The sequence below is a fragment of the Marinobacter sp. LA51 genome, assembly GCF_030297175.1.
Lineage (GTDB): Bacteria > Pseudomonadota > Gammaproteobacteria > Pseudomonadales > Oleiphilaceae > Marinobacter > Marinobacter apostichopi.
Map to the genome: position 1 here is coordinate 966,228 of NZ_AP028070.1, position 15,781 is coordinate 982,008.

A 15,781-nucleotide genomic window follows, 5' to 3' on the forward strand; every position below is an offset into this window, starting at 1 on the left:
GCAGGAACCGGCCCTATGCCCTACCGGATTGGTGCGATCGCACTGCTTGTTCTGACCCTATTACTGGCCTGGACCCTTGGCGGCTGGGTGGGCTACCGCGAGGTCGAACAGGAAAGCCTCGAAGAATCTTTTCGTTATCGCCAGCTGGTGGCCAATGAGCTGAACCGCTACCTGCCGATCCCTGAACTGATGGCCGAGCACCCACTATTGGAAGAGGCGCTGCGCCAACCTGACAACCCGGAGCTGATCCTGCTGGCCAACGAGGAAATGCAGCGAATGGCCACCATTGTCGGCAGTTCCGATGTCTATCTGATGGATACTTCCGGCCTGACCATCGCCGCCAATAACTACCAGCAGAACGACAGTTTTGTCGGTCGCAATTTTTCCTTTCGTCCGTACTTCTCCGAGGCCCTGGCAACCGGTGATTCCGCGGTCTATTTTGCCCTGGGTTTGATGTCTGGGGTGCGCGGCCTGTATTTCTCTCATCCGATCCGGGGCACGGAAGGAAAGGTTCTGGGTGTTATTGCGGTGAAAGTCCTGGTGCACGAGCTGGAATCCCAGTGGCACCGGCCGGCGTCTCTGACCGAGGCGGAAATGGTGGTGCTGGATCCATCCGGTATCAGCTTTCTGGCCAGCAAATCACGTTGGCTTTACCGGGACTTCCAACCCGATGCCGAGATGGGGGCAACGGAGCGCCAGCGCTACCCCAACCGGGAACTGGCGCCGATCCAGTTTGAACCGCTGGGGCGGCCCTGGGGGCTGTCCGAACAGTCCAGCAAAATCCGGATCCTCGGGGATGGGCACAAGGGGGACTACCTCAGTGTTCGCACCGAGTTGCCTCGGCTGGACTGGACCCTGCAGGTGATGGTCAGTACCCAGCCGGTGGTCTGGATGCGGCTGGCTTTCGTGGGTGGCGGTTTGGCGGTCTTCTTCGGGGGGCTGCTGACCTGGCTGTATCTGCGCGAGCGCTACCGCCGGGAGGCGGAACTGGCGCTGCGGGGCGAGCAGCTGGAGCGCAGCGTGGCCGAGCGCACGGTGGATCTGGAACGCTCCAATGAAAAGCTGCTGGAAGAAATTCAGGAACGTGAGCGCACCCAGACCGAGCTGCGGGAAACCCAGCAAGAGCTGATTCAGGCCGCCAAGCTGGCGGTTCTGGGGCAGATGTCGGCGGGCCTGAACCATGAAATGAACCAGCCGTTGACCGCCATTCAGACCTACGCCCGCAACAGCCGCAAGTTTCTGGACAAGGGCGCCACCGAGATGGTGGATGCCAATCTGCAGGAGATCGTCAGCCTGTGTGACAAGATGTCCGAGCTGACCCGGCAGTTCAAGGTGTTTGCCCGCAAGTCCGAAGGTCCGCCGTCGGTGGTGGATCTGTGTCAGCCTATGGATGCCGCACTCAAAATCATCAAAGCCCAGACCAGCAGCGGCGGTGTCGAAATCCACTGGCATCGGCCAGAGCAGCCGGTCTTGTGCCACGGCGACCTGATCCGCATTGAACAGGTGATGGTTAACCTCCTGGCCAACGCGGTACAGGCGGTTGAAGATCGGGAGCAACCCCGGATCAGCATCGATATCAAGGACCGGGGTGAGCATTGGCAATGTGTGGTGCGGGATAACGGTTCCGGTCTGCCCGGCAACAGCGAGCAGATATTCGAGCCTTTCTTCACCACCAAGTCCGTCAAGCAGGGGCTTGGGCTCGGTTTGTCCATCTCGCGCCAGATTGTTGATGCCCTGGGTGGTCGGTTGACCGGGAACAACCGGACCGACGGCCCTGGCGCGGAGTTTGTGTTGACCCTGAAAAAACGGGAGACCATGGAATGACAGAACCTTCAGTAATCTTCGTGGACGATGATCCACACATCCGCAAGGCCATCAGCCAGACGTTCGCACTGGAGGAGCTGGAGGTCGCCTGTTTTGAGGACGCAGCCTCCGCACTGGAAACCATCACTGCCGACTACGGGGGTGTAGTGCTGTGCGACTACAACATGCCGGGCATGGATGGCCTGGCCATGCTGGATCGGGTCCGTGGCCTGGACGACGCCATTCCAGTGGTAATCCTGACCGGGCAGGGCGACATCAGCACCGCGGTCTCCGCGATGCAGCAGGGTGCCTACGATTTTATCGAGAAACCCTTCGATCATGAGGAATTGATCGAGCTCTTGCACCACGCCCTGGAGAAGCGGCACCTGGCCCTGGAAAACCGGCGCCTGAAGGCCCAGTTAAAGCATTTGGCACGCCCCGGGCCTCGGCTGCTGGGCGAATCGGCGACCATGCAGCGGGTGATGTCCACCATCGATCCGGTTCTGGATATCTCCGCCAGTGTCTTGCTGCACGGCGAAACCGGTTCCGGTAAGGACGCACTGGCTCGCTATATTCATGAAAACAGTCAGCGCAGCGCCCACAACTTTGTCGCCATTAATTGCGGTGCAGTGCCGGAAAACCTGATTGAGAGTGAGCTTTTTGGTCATGAAGCGGGTGCGTTCACCGGGGCCGACAAGCGGCGCATCGGCAAGATCGAGCACGCCCACCGGGGCACCCTGTTCCTGGACGAGCTGGAAAGCATGCCCATGGCCCTGCAGGTCAAGTTACTGCGGGTTCTGGAGGAGCAAAAAGTTGAGCGCCTGGGCAGTAATCAGGTCATAGATGTGGATGTGCGCATCATTGCCGCCACCAAGGCCGATCTGAAGGAGTTGAGCGATGTCGGTGAGTTTCGCTCGGACCTGTACTACAGGCTGAACGTGGTGAAAGTGGACATACCTCCACTGCGGGAACGCAAGGAGGACATTCCCCTGCTGTTCCATCACTTCGTGCTGATTGCCGCCGCCCGCTACGATCGCGAGAGCATTCCCCTGGACGCGAGTCAGGCTGCCCGGCTCATGCAGCATTCCTGGCCCGGAAACGTGCGGGAACTGCGCAACCTGGCCGAACGCTATGTGCTGCTGGGGCCGGCCGCGCTGGACGGCAATGCCGGCAATGGCGCTGACGATGTCGCCGGCCGCCAAACCCTCACTGAGATGATGGACGGCTTTGAGCGCTCGGCCATCGTCAGTGCCCTCAATGCCTGTCATGGCAGCATCAAGGACACCATGGTACAGCTGGGCATCGCCCGAAAAACCCTGTACGACAAGATGAAAAAGCACGGATTGGACAAGGCCCAGTTCAAGGACTGAGCAAAACACCGTGGGCAGTCCGTTCCGGTTACGGACTGTTTCCAAATTACGCATTATGTCCAATGATTTATCGGTGCAGGGTTCGGTAACATTACGGCACTTTCATGAGTCCGGATTCACCGGACATTCAGCGCATCGAATTAAAAGAAGCCTTTGTTATGAAAAATCTGACCATCCAGACCCGGGTGCTGTTGTTGGCATTGGTGCCCGTCATCGTGCTGACTGCTTTCCTCACCAGCTACAACCTGAATCAGGCCCGGGAAATCGGTAATGAAGCCGTGGCCGGTTTCTCTACCGATATGGAAGCCAGTAAACGCGAAGAACTGAAAAACTATCTGGAGCTGGCGCGCACTTCGATTGCGCATCTGTACGATCAGCCGGGCTCGGCTGACGATCCGGAAATCCGTGCCCAGGCCTACGACATCCTGCGCCAGCTGCGGTTCAACGATTCTGGTAGCCCCGGCTACATCTTTGCCTATGACACCAGCGGTGTGAATGTCATGCATGGTGTTAAGCCTGCGCTGGAAGGCAAGAATCTGTGGGGCTTTCAGGATCCCAACGGCACCTACCTGATCCGTGAGCTGGTCAAGGCCGCCCGTAGTGGCGGTGGCTACGTATCCTACGGCTGGAAAAACAGCGATACCGGTCAGGTTGCACCGAAACTCGGTTACGCCGAAATGCTGCCGAAGTGGGGCATCATGATTGGCACCGGGTTCTGGGTGGACGGTCTGGAAGGCCAGATTGCCGCCATGGATGCCAAGGTTGGTGAATCCCTTAATGACGCCGTGTTCGGTTCCATCACCACCTCACTCGTGGCGCTGGCGCTGATTGTATTGCTGGCTTTGATCGTGGTGCGCAGCATCATCCGGCCACTGAAGTCGGCGGTATCCGCCATGAATGACATCGCCAGTGGTGATGGCGACCTGACCCGACGTCTGGAGATTGATGGTAAGGACGAGCTGAGCCAGCTGGCTACCGCCTTCAACAGTTTCGCCGATCAGGTGCATGGTCTGGTGGAGCAGGTGCTGTCGTCCACGCGCACCCTGAACGAGGCGTCCGAAGAGCTGAACCAGGTTATGGCGGAAGCCGAGGGCGGTGTTGAGCGCCAGAAGTCCGAGAGTGATCAGGTCGCGACGGCAATGAACGAGATGACTGCGGCGGCTCAGGAAGTGGCCAACAACGCCAGTGAGGCCTCCGAGGCTGCGGACCACGCCAACGCTCAGGTCTGTGATGCCCAGGGCCTGGTACACCAGACCATCGGTGTCATCGGTGGTTTGTCTGAGCAGGTCGAAGAGGGTGTTAAGGTTATCGAAAAGCTGGGGTCGGACTCGCGCAAGATTGATAACGTGCTGGAAGTGATCCGTGAGATTGCCGATCAGACCAACCTGTTGGCCCTGAACGCTGCGATTGAGGCCGCGCGGGCCGGTGAGGCCGGTCGTGGTTTTGCGGTGGTTGCGGATGAAGTCCGCACTCTCGCAAGCCGGACTCAGCAGAGCACCCAGGAAATTCAGGAAACCATCGAACGTCTGCAGACTGGCGCCAGCAATGCCGTCACCTTGATCGGTTCGATCAGCGAGCGCAGTGAGGCGACTGTGGTAGAGACTCGTCAGGTTAACGATGCCCTGCAGCGGATCAATCAGGCAGTCAGCACCATCAACGACATGAACAGCCAGATTGCGAGCGCGGCGGAAGAACAGACCAGTGTCTCCGAGACCATTAATCAGAATGTTCACGAGATCGTGGCGATCACCGAACAGACGGCCGATGGTACCCGTCGGGCGGGGGCCGCAACCCAGCGACTCAAGGCTTTGGCATCGGATATGTCCGATCAGGTCAGCCGCTACCGGGTGTAGTCGGCAGGGGAATAAAAAAAACCGGGGCTTAGGCCCCGGTTTTTTTGTGTCTTGCTGGTCTCTCCAACTTAGCCCAACTCTATAGTAGCCCGATCAAAGATTGGCCTCGGCGAACTCCGCCAGAACCGAGCGTGGCACACCCTGAAGGTGGATGTGGGCACCGTGACGGAAGCTCTTGAAGCGTTCCGTCATGTAGGTCAGTCCCGAACTAAGGGCGCTCAGGTACGGCGTGTCGATCTGTGCCAGGTTGCCCAGGCAGATCACTTTGGAGCCGTTACCGGCACGGGTGATGATGGTCTTGATCTGATGCGGTGTCAGGTTCTGGGATTCATCAATGATGATCAGGCTGTGCTGGAAGCTGCGACCGCGAATGTAGTTCATCGACTTGAAGTGCAGAGGCACCTTGCTGAGGATGTAATCCACGCTGGCGGTCATGTTTTCATCGTCTTCGTGCAGGGCCTCAAGGTTGTCGACGATGGCGCCCAGCCAGGGCTCCATCTTCTCGGCTTCGGTGCCGGGCAGGAAGCCGATGTCTTCGTCCAGCCCCTGAGTTGAGCGGGTGGCGATGATGCGCTTGTACAGCTTGCTGGCCACCGTCATTTCGATACAGGCAGCCAATGCCAGGATGGTTTTGCCCGAGCCCGCCGAACCGGTCAGGTTGACCAGATGCACGTCCGGGTCCAGCAGCAGGTTAAGCGCCAGTGCCTGGTATATATCACGCGGCACCAGGCCCCAGACTTCTTCGTTCATCAGGTCATGCTGGTGCAGGTCCCGGATTACTATCTGGGTCTCGGACAGGTCGGAGACCTTGCCGACGAAGCCTTGCTGGTCAATCACGAACTCGTTGATGTTCAGCCGTGCCAGCTCACCCTCGCGCCGGAGGATATGCTCGGTAATGCCTTCGCGCTGGATGGTTTCCACCTTCTCGATGTTGTCCCAGAACGAGTTCGGGAACTCCCGGTAACCTTTGGGCAGCAGGTCGATGTCGTCCAGCAGTTGGTCGTTGTGGTAATCCTGGGCTTCAACGCCAAAGCCGCGCGCTTTCAGGCGCATGTTGATGTCTTTGCTGACCAGGATGATGTCCCGGGCGCGGTGCTCGTTCTGCAGCGCCGCCAGGGTATTGATGATCTTGTTGTCGTTCAGGTGTTCGGGCAAGGAGTGAGAATTCACATGCTGCGTGCTCATCAGAATCAGGAGCTTGCCCAGCGGCTCGGCCTTTTTGCCACGCACAATCGGGACGCCTTTCTCAATCTCTTTCGGAGTGGCATCGCCCAGCAGTTTATCGATGTTCCGGATGGCCTGACGGCAGTCTGCAGCAACCGCTTGCTTGCCGGATTTCAGACTGTCGAGTTCTTCGAGGACGGTCATCGGAATGATGACATCGTGTTCTTCAAAGTTGAGGAGGGCGTTGGGATCGTGAATGAGAACGTTGGTGTCGAGGACGTACATCTTTTTGCGAGCTTCTGGTGCTCTGGGCATAGGTGGCGCTACCTCTCTGGTGGCTCAGTCGTTACCGGTACACCGTTGCGTGAGTGCGGTGTCCGAAATCAGCTTCAGCATGTCGTAAGTCGTTATGATACCGGTAATTTTTGAATCCCTGGTGACAAAGATCCGATGCAGGTGTTCACGCATCATTATATCCGCAATGTCGCGCACGGGCGTCTGCTCGTCAACCGATAAAATGCTTGGGGTCATAATATCCCGGACTTCGACCGGAACTTTGCCCATTTCCTCGAAAATCACCATGCGCAGGCGGCGGGCTTCTTCCTGCTCTTCGGATGTCAGACTTGCATCGGCACCAGAGCGGTGTGCGTTCCAGCGGAATTCGGTGATGTCCTTGAGGGTAACGATACCGACGATGTCGCCGTCTTCGTCAGTGACCGGGCTGCCGGTGATTTCGTTGTCAGTGAGGAACCGAGCCAGTCGGTCCATGGTCCAGGATTGGGGAACTGCCTTGATGGTCGGGGTCATGATCTCGAAAGCGAGAACGGTCATTAAACGGGGCCTGCCTTCTGTGTGTTCATTTTGATCAAGCTTAGCCTGTCAGTGGATGTGCGTCATCCCTCAATGCTCGGTTGGGCGCACATCCACCAGCCGATCCTGATCATCATAGACCAGCTCGAAATCCTGGTACCGATCTTTGCCGGCCACTTGCTCCAGGGCCTTGAGCGAGCGAACGGGAATATCCACCAGCAGCGAATTGACCAACCAGCCGGGCAGGGCGCCATTGGGGTCGGTGTGCTGCAGCCAGGTCATCCGGGTTTTGCCACCCTCCGGGATGAAACGGTACAGGGTGTCGGAGCGGTCCACGCGAACCCGATTGTCGAATTCTGCCCGCTGGTTGGGGGTAGCGTTCAGGTTCATGACGATCTCACCGGTGTTCCGGTTGCCCCGGGTTCGGATATGCAGCACGTAATCCCGGTCGGTGACGGGCCAGGGCATGTCGTTGACGGAATAGGCGTAGCGGTCGTGGAAGCTGCCGGTGCCGAAGGCATAGGATTCGGTGCAGTTATGGACCCATTCGACGCAGGATTTTGGGTTCATCATGACCGCCATAACGGTTTCGATGGGCGCGTCCAGAGTGGCCACAGCTTTGAACGCCTTGAAACTGGAGTCGTGGTGGTCGATGGTATACACCCGGATATTGTCGGCTTCTTTGCGCAGGCTCCAGCCATCGTCGTTTTCGGCCGGTAACCCGGTCTGTACGCCGGCGGCCGCGAACGCGGTTACCAGTAAGGCGCAGAGTCCGCCGGAGATGGCTGAAACGTAGCCCGAAAAACGGTGGGCTCCGGTCTTTCTCATGGGGTAAACTTCCTTGACAGTGGTGGCCGGAGTCTAGCATGGGGCGATATCCGATAAGCCCACCAAAACAAGGGATTGTGAACCAGGTAGCTCCCTGGGCAGCCTGTCCCGTCAAATGACCCGAACTGACGCGATTATGACTTTACGCAAGCTCATTGATGGAAAGGGAAGGCTCACTCCCGGGGTGATTGACCACCCGGTGGAGGAGATCAATTATCTCGACTATGACCTGCGTTCGGTCATGGACCGCCCACGCTCCCGCCTGGCTCGACGCTGGCGTTTCAACCAGTTCCAGTTTGTCAGTGCCATGGCGCCCGGTTGGGTTTTTGGTATGGCCCTGGTGGATCTCAAGCTGGTGGCCAATGGTTTTTTCTATCTGTATGACTTTGAAACCGGCACCAAGTACGAACGTTCCTTCCTCCAGCCCTTTGCCCGCGGCACCCGGATTGAGCCTCTGCCAGAGCATGGTGTCGCCAGTTTCACCAAAGGTGATGTCTCACTTCGGGTGAGTGCCGCCGTCGGCGGGCGTAACATCAGCGTCTCGGCACCCGGTGGCATCCGGATTGATCTGGAGATCAAAGACGATAACGATCCGCTCCGGCTGGTGTGCCCAGCTGGTTACGATGGCTGGGTATTCACTCGTAAATCCGCAGGCCTGTCGGTGGAGGGCGAGATTCGCTGGGATCATCGTATCTGGCGGTGTGATACCAATACCCGGGCGACAGTCGATTGGAGCTGCGGTTTTATGCGCCGGGAGACAGCCTGGAACTGGGCCTGTATGGCGGGAACGCTGGCCGACGGGCGCTCACTGGGGCTCAACCTGGCGGCTGGAGTCAATGAGACTGGCATGACTGAAAACGCCATCTGGCTGGATGGGCGTTGCATCCGGGTCGGAACGGCCCGGTTTGTCTTTGATCGTTACCGCCCAGGGGCCGACTGGTATGTAAGTACTGACGACGGGCGAGTGGCGTTGCACTTTGTTCCAGCTGGCGTGCGCCGGGAAAAGCTGAATGCGCTGGTGCTGGCGTCCAACTTCAGGCAGTTCATCGGCACCTTCCGCGGATTTGTCAGAGACGATGCGGGAAACAAAATCCCCGTAGACGGACTACGGGGATTGATGGAAGACCATTACGCCCGCTGGTAAACCGGCGGGCGTCGAGCTTCGGTTACCGCTCAGGCAGGGTGACGTTCAGTTCCAGCACCGAACAACTGTCGTTGCGGTCGACTTCCACCTGCACCATGTCATCGCTGATCTGCACATACTTGCGAATGACCTCAAGCAGCTCCTGCTGCAACTTGGGCAGATAGTCCGGTTGGTCTCGCTGTCCGCGTTCATGGGCGACAATGATTTGCAGTCGCTCCTTGGCGACGCTGGCGGTTTTCGTCTTCTTTCCTTTAAAGTAATCGAGGAAACTCATCCCTCAGCCTCCCTTGAACATCCGTGAGAAAAACCCTTTCTTCTGGGCGGTCATGAACCGGTGTTCCCGGTCTTCGCCCAAAAGCCGCCCGACAGCATCGTCGTAGGCCTGGCCGGCATCGCTCTCGCCTTCCAGAATGACCGGAAGGCCCTGGTTGGAGGCATTCAGGACCACCTGGCTTTCCGGAATCACGCCCAGCAGCGGAATCGCCAGGATTTCCTCAACGTCGCCCACTGATAGCATCTCTCCTCGCTCGACCCGATGCGGGTTGTAGCGAGTGAGCAGCAAGTGCTCCTTGACGGGATCCTGGCCCATTTCCGCACGGCGGGATTTGCTTTGCAGAATGCCCAGGATACGGTCGGAATCGCGCACCGAAGATACTTCCGGGTTGGTCACAACCACTGCTTCATCGGCGTAGTACAGCGCCATCAGCGCACCGTGTTCAATACCGGCCGGTGAATCGCAAACGATGTAGTCAAAGGTTTCCGACAGCTCGTTGATGACTTTTTCAACGCCATCTTTGGTCAGGGCTTCCTTCTCGCGAGTCTGGGACGCGGGCAGGATGTACAGAGTATCCACCCGCTTGTCGCGAATAAGCGCCTGGTTCAGGGACGCATCGCCCTGGATGACGTTGACGAAGTCGTACACGACCCGTCGTTCACAGTTCATGATCAGATCCAGGTTGCGCAGGCCCACGTCGAAATCGATAACGACGGTTTTGTGGCCGCGTTTGGCAAGTCCGGTGCTGATCGAGGCGCTGGTCGTGGTTTTGCCAACGCCGCCCTTTCCTGAAGTAACGACAATGATTCTAGCCAAGGTAAAATTCCTGTTTCGCGGTGGATTCGTCGTGTCTGCGGAATTATCCGGTCAATTTTTTGCAGTCCGTCTCGATATCAGGCCTTGTCCAGTGGCGTCACCACCAGCAGGTCGTCCCTGAGCTGGATCTGTACAGCTTTTTTCCAGCCGTTGTCCTGAAGATCTTCGGAGATTTTATAGTGTCCGGCGATGGACACAAGCTCCGCTTCAAGAGATTGGCAGAAAACGCGGGCCGACTCAGCTCCGTGAATACCCGCCAATGCCCGGCCGCGCAGCGGACCGTAAACATGAATGTTGCCCGCAGCCAGCACTTCCGCGCCGGCCTGCACCGGTGCCAGGATGACCAGGTCACCCTCGGGCGCGTAGATTTGCTGGCCGGATCGCACTGGCTGATTGATCACCCGCGCAGGTGCTGGTTCGGCTGCCGGGGCGTCTGGAGCGGTGGCACTGCTGGATTCCGGGGTCTCGGCTGAGGCGTCTGGAGCATGGGTCCGGTCCCGGTGGCTGTTGCCCGGCAGCAGCGCCAAGGCCGCGCCACGGGCCAGTCGTCGCTGGTCGTCATTGCCTCCGCGCACGCCGACCACATGGATCTGGTGGCGCCGGCAGGCGCCGATGATTTTGAAGAAATCCAGTTCGCTGTCCAGACCTTCGTACTTTTCCAGGCTGACAATGATCGGAATGTCCTTGAAGAACCCCGGTGCCTGGCTGATCTTGTCCCGAAGCGTGGCCTCGAAGTCGTCGTTGTCGAAATAGTGCAGTTCCAATGCGGTCATGGACACACTGGCACTTTTCAACTGGAAAACCTGTTTAACGCCGGGGGTAGCGGTATCGGTCATGAAGGGGTCTCTTCCATGGTGTTGGGCGACGGGCGCGGTCGCAGTGGACTGTCCTCGAAACGGATGCCGGACCAGCCGGTGCCGACGAACTGGCGGATATTGCCATGGCTGGTGCCGGCGGGCTCATCCAGAACCTGGCGGTAGTGCTGGGCAAACAGTGCCAGCGTGTCGGCCTCGGTCAGATTGCAATGCTGGCCCAAGGCGAAGACCCGGCACGAGCCGGCATTTTCTCCGGCGGCGTTATACAGCGGGCCGTTGTGGAAACCGGTCGGCTGATACTCGAAGTGGCGCTCGATCAGCGCCAGCGTATCGTTGAAATCCGCATGGCCGGCGGCGAGGGAGGCCAGGTGGATACGCACCGCCTCGTTCACGTTCATTATTTGTGATCCTGTTTTGCACCGGTCTGGTAACGGGCTTTCCATTCCTCGTAGGGCATGCCGTAGATCTCTTCCCGGGCCTGCGGGTCGGAAATCTCGAAGCCTTGCTGCTCAGCTTCGGCGCGGTACCATTTCGACAGGCAGTTACGACAGAAACTTGCCAGGTTCATCAAATCAATGTTCTGCACCTCGGTGTGTTCGCGCAGGTGCTTTACCAGGCGACGAAAGGCGGCAGCTTCAATTTCTGTTCGATCGGATTCGGGAATAGGGTTGCTCATGGGGCCTCGCGATGAGTTCGATTCGTGATCACTGGAATTCCTGACATTCTCAGCATAGTACCGTAAGATACAAGGCTGTATAAATGTACAGAATGTTGACGCGAGTTCCAGGCACCATGCACCAGCGCAAGATCATTCATGTCGATTGCGACTGCTTTTACGCCGCGGTGGAGATGCGTGACGATCCAACCCTGCGGGAGGTGCCGCTGGCCGTGGGCGGCGACGGCGGCCGGGGTGTGGTGACCACTTGCAACTACAAGGCCCGCGCCTACGGTGTGCGCTCTGCCATGCCGGGCAGTGAGGCCCGACGGCTGTGTCCGGGCCTGGTGACTGTGCCCACAGACATGGGCCGTTACCGGGCGGCTTCCCAGCAGGTCATGGCCATTCTGCGGGAAATGACCGATCTGGTGGAGCCGCTGTCACTGGACGAAGCCTTCCTCGATGTCTCCGAAGTTACCGATCACAAAGGCAGCGCCACATTGATGGCCCGTTACCTGCGCGAGCGCATTCGCCGCGAGGTCGGGATTACCGTGTCAGCGGGTGTTGCACCCAACAAATTTCTCGCCAAGATTGCCAGTGACTGGGAAAAGCCCGACGGCCTGTTCGTAATCCGACCTGAGGACGTCGACGGCTTTGTCCGCACGTTGCCTGTACAGAAGCTGTTTGGCGTAGGGCAGGTGACTGCGGCCAAGCTCAACGCCCTGGGTGTCGAGACCTGCGGCGATCTCCAGGCCATTGGCCCGGAAGTGCTGATGGACCGGTTTGGCAAGCAGGGTTACCGTCTGCACGAGATGGCACACGGCCGTGATGAACGGTCGGTGGTGGTGTCGCGGATTGCCAAATCAATCAGTGTTGAGCGCACGTTTTCCCAGGATCTGCCTGACCGCGCTGCCTGCGAGACGGTGATGGCGTCGCTGGTCGCGGATCTGAATCTGCGGCTGACCCGCAAGGGCGGGCGCAAACCAATCCACAAGCTGTTCATCAAAATCCGCTACAGCGACTTTTCCACCCATACCCTCGAACGGGTCCGCGAGCATGTGCAGGAGCCGGAAGTCGAGGACTATCTGCCGTTGTTCAAAGAGCTGGCGGGCGAGAAAGATCGACCCGTGCGACTGCTGGGGTTGGGCGTGCGATTCCGCAACGACGATGCGCCGGTGACGCAGCTGCGGCTGTTTGACTGAACTCAGCCCGGGAGCAGCAGCAGGAAGTCGCCCAGCAAGTAGTGCATCGACAGATACCCCAACAATCCGCCAATCACGGCACCGGCAGCAACGTCCGTCGGGTAATGCAGTCCCAGTATCACCCGAGAAGCGGCAACACTGAGGGTGAAGGGCAGGATGATCAGAGCAAAAGCGGGGCTGGCCATAAACAACATGGTCTGAAAACAGGCCGCGTGCAGGGTGTGACCGGACGGGAAACTGTATCGGTCCAGAGGTGGCGTGCCGCAGTTTATGGACGGGAACGAAATGAACGGTCGTTCTCGGATCAGGTGTCGTTTGAGCAGTTTGTAGGTCAGGGTGCAGGTCAGGCCGGTCAGGGTCATCAGTAAAGCCAGCGCCGGACCTTCAGTTGGCCACAGGAAGGGCGTGGTCAGGATCAGTGCGTACCAGAACCAGCCATCGCCGAGGCGGCTGACCAGTCGGAAATAGCCGAGTACCGAGGGGACGCCGGCAACACGGTTAATGGCCTGGCAGAACGCGTATTCCCGCTGGTCCGCCAGTTCAAAGAAGCGAGATGCTTTGGTTGTCGATGGCATGATATCGGGTCCTGGCTGTTTGCGTGAAAACTAACTGTTCGAACTGTTCAATTTGCGAGTTCCAATCCAGTTCGAGGGCGTCCAGTCGGGCCTGGGCCCGAATGCGATTCAGTAACGTCGGCTGGTCGGCCAGCCGTAGGGCACCGTCGACAAAGTCCTCGTCCTCCTGCAGGTCGGCTTTCATGCCGTTCTCCTCGTTCCGCAGGTGTTCGCTGGCAGCACCGTCATTAAAGGCAACCACCGCCAGCCCGCTGGCCATGGCTTCGAGAACCACGTTGCCGAAGGTGTCGGTTTTGCTCGGGAACAGGAACAGGTCGCCGGAGGCATAGTGGCGAGCAAGGTCCTCACCGCGCCGGGTGCCGCAAAAAATGTAATCCGGGTGTTGCTCGGCCAATTGCCGGCGCATCGGGCCGTCACCCACCAGGATGAACCGGGCCCGAGGGTGCAGGTTGCGAAGTCGCTCAAAGCAGGCCACCGCCATGCGCAGATTCTTCTCTGGGGCAAGCCGACCAACGTAGATCACCGCGAGCTCATTGGCCTTCAGGCCCCATTGCGCCCGTAATTCCTGATCCCGTTTATGGGGAGCAAACCGGGTGCAGTCTACGCCGCGGCTCCAGAGACCGGTGGGCCTGATACCCATGGCAGCGGTGGTCTGTGCCATTTTCCGGGTCGGCACCAGGGTGATCGACGTACGATTGTGAAACCAGCGGCCATAGGCGCATAGAAGGCGTTCGAGCACACCAATGCCGTAGTAGTTGCTGTAACTGTGAAAGTTGGTGTGAAAGCCGGAACTGACTGCCAGGCCCAGGCTATGGGCCGCCGACACCGCAGCGATGCCCAAGGGGCCTTGGGTGGCCACGTAGATGGCATCGGGCCGGTCCTGTTGCCAGAGTTTGCGAAGAGTTCCACTTCGAGCCAGGCCAAAACGCAGATCGGCGTAGCCCGGCAGCGGCAGGCCGGTAACCAGGTGTTCTCGACTGAACAGTGCCTGGCCCGCTTCGGCAACCAGGCCCTTGCGTTCTTGTCGCTGACGAGGACGGATCACGGTAACCCGGTGGCCTCGTTGCGTCAGGCCCTGGCACAGGTGTCTGAGCGTGTTCGCCACGCCATTGATTTCCGGCGGAAAGGTCTCAGATACAATGGTAATGTGCTGTTGGCGCCGTGCGGCCTGAACGGTTTCGGTCACGATGATTCCTGTGGTTCCTCGGACATGTCCTTACTATGGAAACCGGGCGTGACAGTTCTGCGACAGTCCCATGACAATCCCTTTACCCGTTCCACCATCCGATGCGGAGACACTATGCAAACGCGAAAGCTGGGAAATACTGACATTGATGTCAGCCTGATCTGCCTGGGTACGATGACCTGGGGCGAGCAAAACACCGAGTCGGAAGCCTTTGAACAGCTGGATTACGCCACTGGGGCTGGTGTGAACTTCATTGATGCTGCTGAGATGTACCCAGTGCCACCCCGGGCCGAAACCCAGGGATTGACCGAGCAGTACCTGGGGAACTGGCTGGCCCGCCGCGGTCGCCGTGATGACCTGGTGATTGCCTCCAAAGTGGCAGGGCCCGGCAATGGCCTGACCTACCTCCGAAACGGCCCCCGGTTGACGCGCGCGCACATCCGGGAGGCGTGCGAGGCCAGCCTGAAACGCCTGCAAACCGATTACATCGATCTTTACCAGGTGCATTGGCCGGATCGGAGCACCAATTTCTTCGGTCAGCTGGGTTACCAACCCAACCCGGAGGAGAGCTCGACCCCCATTGAAGAGACCCTGGAAGCCCTTGATGAGTTGGTCCGGGAGGGCAAGATTCGGCAGATCGGGTTATCCAACGAAACCCCCTGGGGCACCATGGAGTATCTGCGACTGGCCCGGGAAAAGGGCTGGCCGCGCGCGGTCAGTATCCAGAATCCTTACAACCTACTGAACCGGTCGTTTGAAGTGGGTATGGCGGAAGTCGCCCATCGCGAACAGGCCGGTCTGCTGGCGTACTCGCCGTTGGCATTTGGCATGCTTTCCGGCAAGTACCTGGGCGAGAGCTGGCCGGAGAACGGCCGGCTCACTCTGTTTGAGCGGTTCAAGCGTTACAGCAACAGCCGCGGCATGGCCGCAACCCGGGCCTATGTGGAACTGGCCCGACAGCATGGGCTGTCACCGGTGGAGCTGGCGCTGGCCTACGTCAACAGTCGCAGTTTTGTCACCAGCACCATCGTGGGCGCCACTTCTATGGCTCAGTTGAAGGAGAACATCGGTTCCGCAGCCATCACCCTTGATCAGGACGTGCTCGACGCCATCGAGGCGTTGCACGCCGAGTTTACTTACCCCTGCCCATAACCGGCGGCCCAGTCCCGGCAAATGTCGAGGCTGGGCGTGTTGTCTGTTACACGCTGAAATACCCTGGATTATTTTTTGACAAAAACGGAGGTGTTCGCTGACAAATCAGTGGCGCTTTTGTGTTCAATTTCACA

16 protein-coding genes are annotated in these 15,781 nt (G+C 58.9%); 6 read left to right on the forward strand and 10 right to left on the reverse strand.

The genetic code is table 11. The features are described from left to right. Positions 1–15 precede the first annotated feature (15 nt). The 3 genes from QUE89_RS04435 to QUE89_RS04445 all read left to right on the forward strand — a co-directional run bounded on the left by QUE89_RS04435 (position 16) and on the right by QUE89_RS04445 (position 5,026). Entirely contained in the window at positions 16–1,824 is a 1,809-nt protein-coding gene (locus tag QUE89_RS04435; protein ID WP_286222013.1) for a sensor histidine kinase, read from the forward strand. Continuing rightward, positions 1,821–3,173, forward strand: coding sequence for a sigma-54-dependent transcriptional regulator (locus QUE89_RS04440; RefSeq protein ID WP_286222014.1), 1,353 nt, complete (start codon positions 1,821–1,823; stop codon positions 3,171–3,173). Before QUE89_RS04435 ends, QUE89_RS04440 begins: the two co-directional genes overlap by 4 nt. A gap of 158 nt (positions 3,174–3,331) precedes the next feature. Then, complete coding sequence (locus QUE89_RS04445) at positions 3,332–5,026, forward strand: methyl-accepting chemotaxis protein (RefSeq protein WP_353506802.1); 1,695 nt, start codon at positions 3,332–3,334, stop codon at positions 5,024–5,026. Between the two features lie 93 nt (positions 5,027–5,119). On the opposite strand, the gene QUE89_RS04450 is transcribed toward QUE89_RS04445, so the two are convergent. From QUE89_RS04450 to QUE89_RS04460, 3 genes are all read right to left on the reverse strand, one after another. Then, positions 5,120–6,475: a PhoH family protein gene (locus QUE89_RS04450; protein ID WP_286222821.1), complete on the reverse strand. Its 1,356-nt coding sequence runs from the start codon at positions 6,473–6,475 to the stop codon at positions 5,120–5,122. A gap of 54 nt (positions 6,476–6,529) precedes the next feature. Then, positions 6,530–7,021 (reverse strand): CBS domain-containing protein, encoded by a 492-nt coding sequence (locus QUE89_RS04455; protein ID WP_286222016.1) that lies wholly within the window; start codon positions 7,019–7,021, stop codon positions 6,530–6,532. Positions 7,022–7,090: 69 nt separating this feature from the next. Further along, on the reverse strand, positions 7,091–7,828 hold the full coding sequence (locus tag QUE89_RS04460) for an START domain-containing protein (protein ID WP_286222017.1): 738 nt from the start codon (positions 7,826–7,828) through the stop codon (positions 7,091–7,093). A gap of 136 nt (positions 7,829–7,964) precedes the next feature. Between QUE89_RS04460 and QUE89_RS04465 the strand changes: the two genes are divergently transcribed. Further along, complete coding sequence (locus QUE89_RS04465; protein WP_286222018.1) at positions 7,965–8,972, forward strand: DUF2804 domain-containing protein; 1,008 nt, start codon at positions 7,965–7,967, stop codon at positions 8,970–8,972. 22 nt (positions 8,973–8,994) lie between these two features. On the opposite strand, the gene minE is transcribed toward QUE89_RS04465, so the two are convergent. The 5 genes from minE to QUE89_RS04490 form a co-directional block, all read right to left on the reverse strand. Continuing rightward, positions 8,995–9,246, reverse strand: coding sequence for a cell division topological specificity factor MinE (minE, locus tag QUE89_RS04470; protein WP_286222019.1), 252 nt, complete (start codon positions 9,244–9,246; stop codon positions 8,995–8,997). 3 nt (positions 9,247–9,249) lie between these two features. Beyond that, complete coding sequence (gene minD, locus QUE89_RS04475) at positions 9,250–10,062, reverse strand: septum site-determining protein MinD (protein ID WP_286222020.1); 813 nt, start codon at positions 10,060–10,062, stop codon at positions 9,250–9,252. A 77-nt stretch (positions 10,063–10,139) separates the two neighbouring features. Further along, entirely contained in the window at positions 10,140–10,898 is a 759-nt protein-coding gene (gene minC, locus QUE89_RS04480) for a septum site-determining protein MinC (RefSeq protein WP_286222021.1), read from the reverse strand. Beyond that, positions 10,895–11,275: a HopJ type III effector protein gene (locus tag QUE89_RS04485; RefSeq protein WP_286222022.1), complete on the reverse strand. Its 381-nt coding sequence runs from the start codon at positions 11,273–11,275 to the stop codon at positions 10,895–10,897. Before QUE89_RS04485 ends, minC begins: the two co-directional genes overlap by 4 nt. Next, on the reverse strand, positions 11,275–11,553 hold the full coding sequence (locus QUE89_RS04490) for a DUF1244 domain-containing protein (RefSeq protein ID WP_286222023.1): 279 nt from the start codon (positions 11,551–11,553) through the stop codon (positions 11,275–11,277). Before QUE89_RS04490 ends, QUE89_RS04485 begins: the two co-directional genes overlap by 1 nt. 116 nt (positions 11,554–11,669) lie before the next feature. On the opposite strand from QUE89_RS04490, the gene dinB reads away from it, so the two are divergent. Beyond that, the gene (gene dinB / locus QUE89_RS04495) at positions 11,670–12,734 is read left to right on the forward strand and encodes a DNA polymerase IV (protein ID WP_286222823.1); all 1,065 of its coding nucleotides are present in this window, start codon (positions 11,670–11,672) and stop codon (positions 12,732–12,734) included. A 2-nt stretch (positions 12,735–12,736) separates the two neighbouring features. On the opposite strand, the gene QUE89_RS04500 is transcribed toward dinB, so the two are convergent. Beyond that, a complete protein-coding gene (locus QUE89_RS04500; protein ID WP_286222024.1) occupies positions 12,737–13,309 on the reverse strand; it encodes a phosphatase PAP2 family protein in 573 nt (190 codons plus the stop codon). After that, entirely contained in the window at positions 13,275–14,495 is a 1,221-nt protein-coding gene (locus QUE89_RS04505; RefSeq protein ID WP_286222025.1) for a glycosyltransferase family 4 protein, read from the reverse strand. Before QUE89_RS04505 ends, QUE89_RS04500 begins: the two co-directional genes overlap by 35 nt. A gap of 114 nt (positions 14,496–14,609) precedes the next feature. Between QUE89_RS04505 and QUE89_RS04510 the strand changes: the two genes are divergently transcribed. Further along, complete coding sequence (locus QUE89_RS04510) at positions 14,610–15,647, forward strand: NADP(H)-dependent aldo-keto reductase (RefSeq protein ID WP_286222027.1); 1,038 nt, start codon at positions 14,610–14,612, stop codon at positions 15,645–15,647. Positions 15,648–15,781: the final 134 nt, after the last annotated feature.

Bases quoted from the DNA above. Each gene is read 5' to 3' on its own strand.
- QUE89_RS04435 (WP_286222013.1), top strand. From the start codon at position 16: ATGCCCTACCGGATTGGTGCGATCGCACTGCTTGTTCTGACCCTATTA.
- QUE89_RS04440 (WP_286222014.1), top strand. From the start codon at position 1,821: ATGACAGAACCTTCAGTAATCTTCGTGGACGATGATCCACACATCCGC.
- QUE89_RS04445 (WP_353506802.1), top strand. From the start codon at position 3,332: ATGAAAAATCTGACCATCCAGACCCGGGTGCTGTTGTTGGCATTGGTG.
- QUE89_RS04450 (WP_286222821.1), bottom strand. From the start codon at position 6,475: ATGTACGTCCTCGACACCAACGTTCTCATTCACGATCCCAACGCCCTC.
- QUE89_RS04455 (WP_286222016.1), bottom strand. From the start codon at position 7,021: ATGACCGTTCTCGCTTTCGAGATCATGACCCCGACCATCAAGGCAGTT.
- QUE89_RS04460 (WP_286222017.1), bottom strand. From the start codon at position 7,828: ATGAGAAAGACCGGAGCCCACCGTTTTTCGGGCTACGTTTCAGCCATC.
- QUE89_RS04465 (WP_286222018.1), top strand. From the start codon at position 7,965: ATGACTTTACGCAAGCTCATTGATGGAAAGGGAAGGCTCACTCCCGGG.
- minE (WP_286222019.1), bottom strand. From the start codon at position 9,246: ATGAGTTTCCTCGATTACTTTAAAGGAAAGAAGACGAAAACCGCCAGC.
- minC (WP_286222021.1), bottom strand. From the start codon at position 10,898: ATGACCGATACCGCTACCCCCGGCGTTAAACAGGTTTTCCAGTTGAAA.
- QUE89_RS04485 (WP_286222022.1), bottom strand. From the start codon at position 11,275: ATGAACGTGAACGAGGCGGTGCGTATCCACCTGGCCTCCCTCGCCGCC.
- QUE89_RS04490 (WP_286222023.1), bottom strand. From the start codon at position 11,553: ATGAGCAACCCTATTCCCGAATCCGATCGAACAGAAATTGAAGCTGCC.
- dinB (WP_286222823.1), top strand. From the start codon at position 11,670: ATGCACCAGCGCAAGATCATTCATGTCGATTGCGACTGCTTTTACGCC.
- QUE89_RS04500 (WP_286222024.1), bottom strand. From the start codon at position 13,309: ATGCCATCGACAACCAAAGCATCTCGCTTCTTTGAACTGGCGGACCAG.
- QUE89_RS04510 (WP_286222027.1), top strand. From the start codon at position 14,610: ATGCAAACGCGAAAGCTGGGAAATACTGACATTGATGTCAGCCTGATC.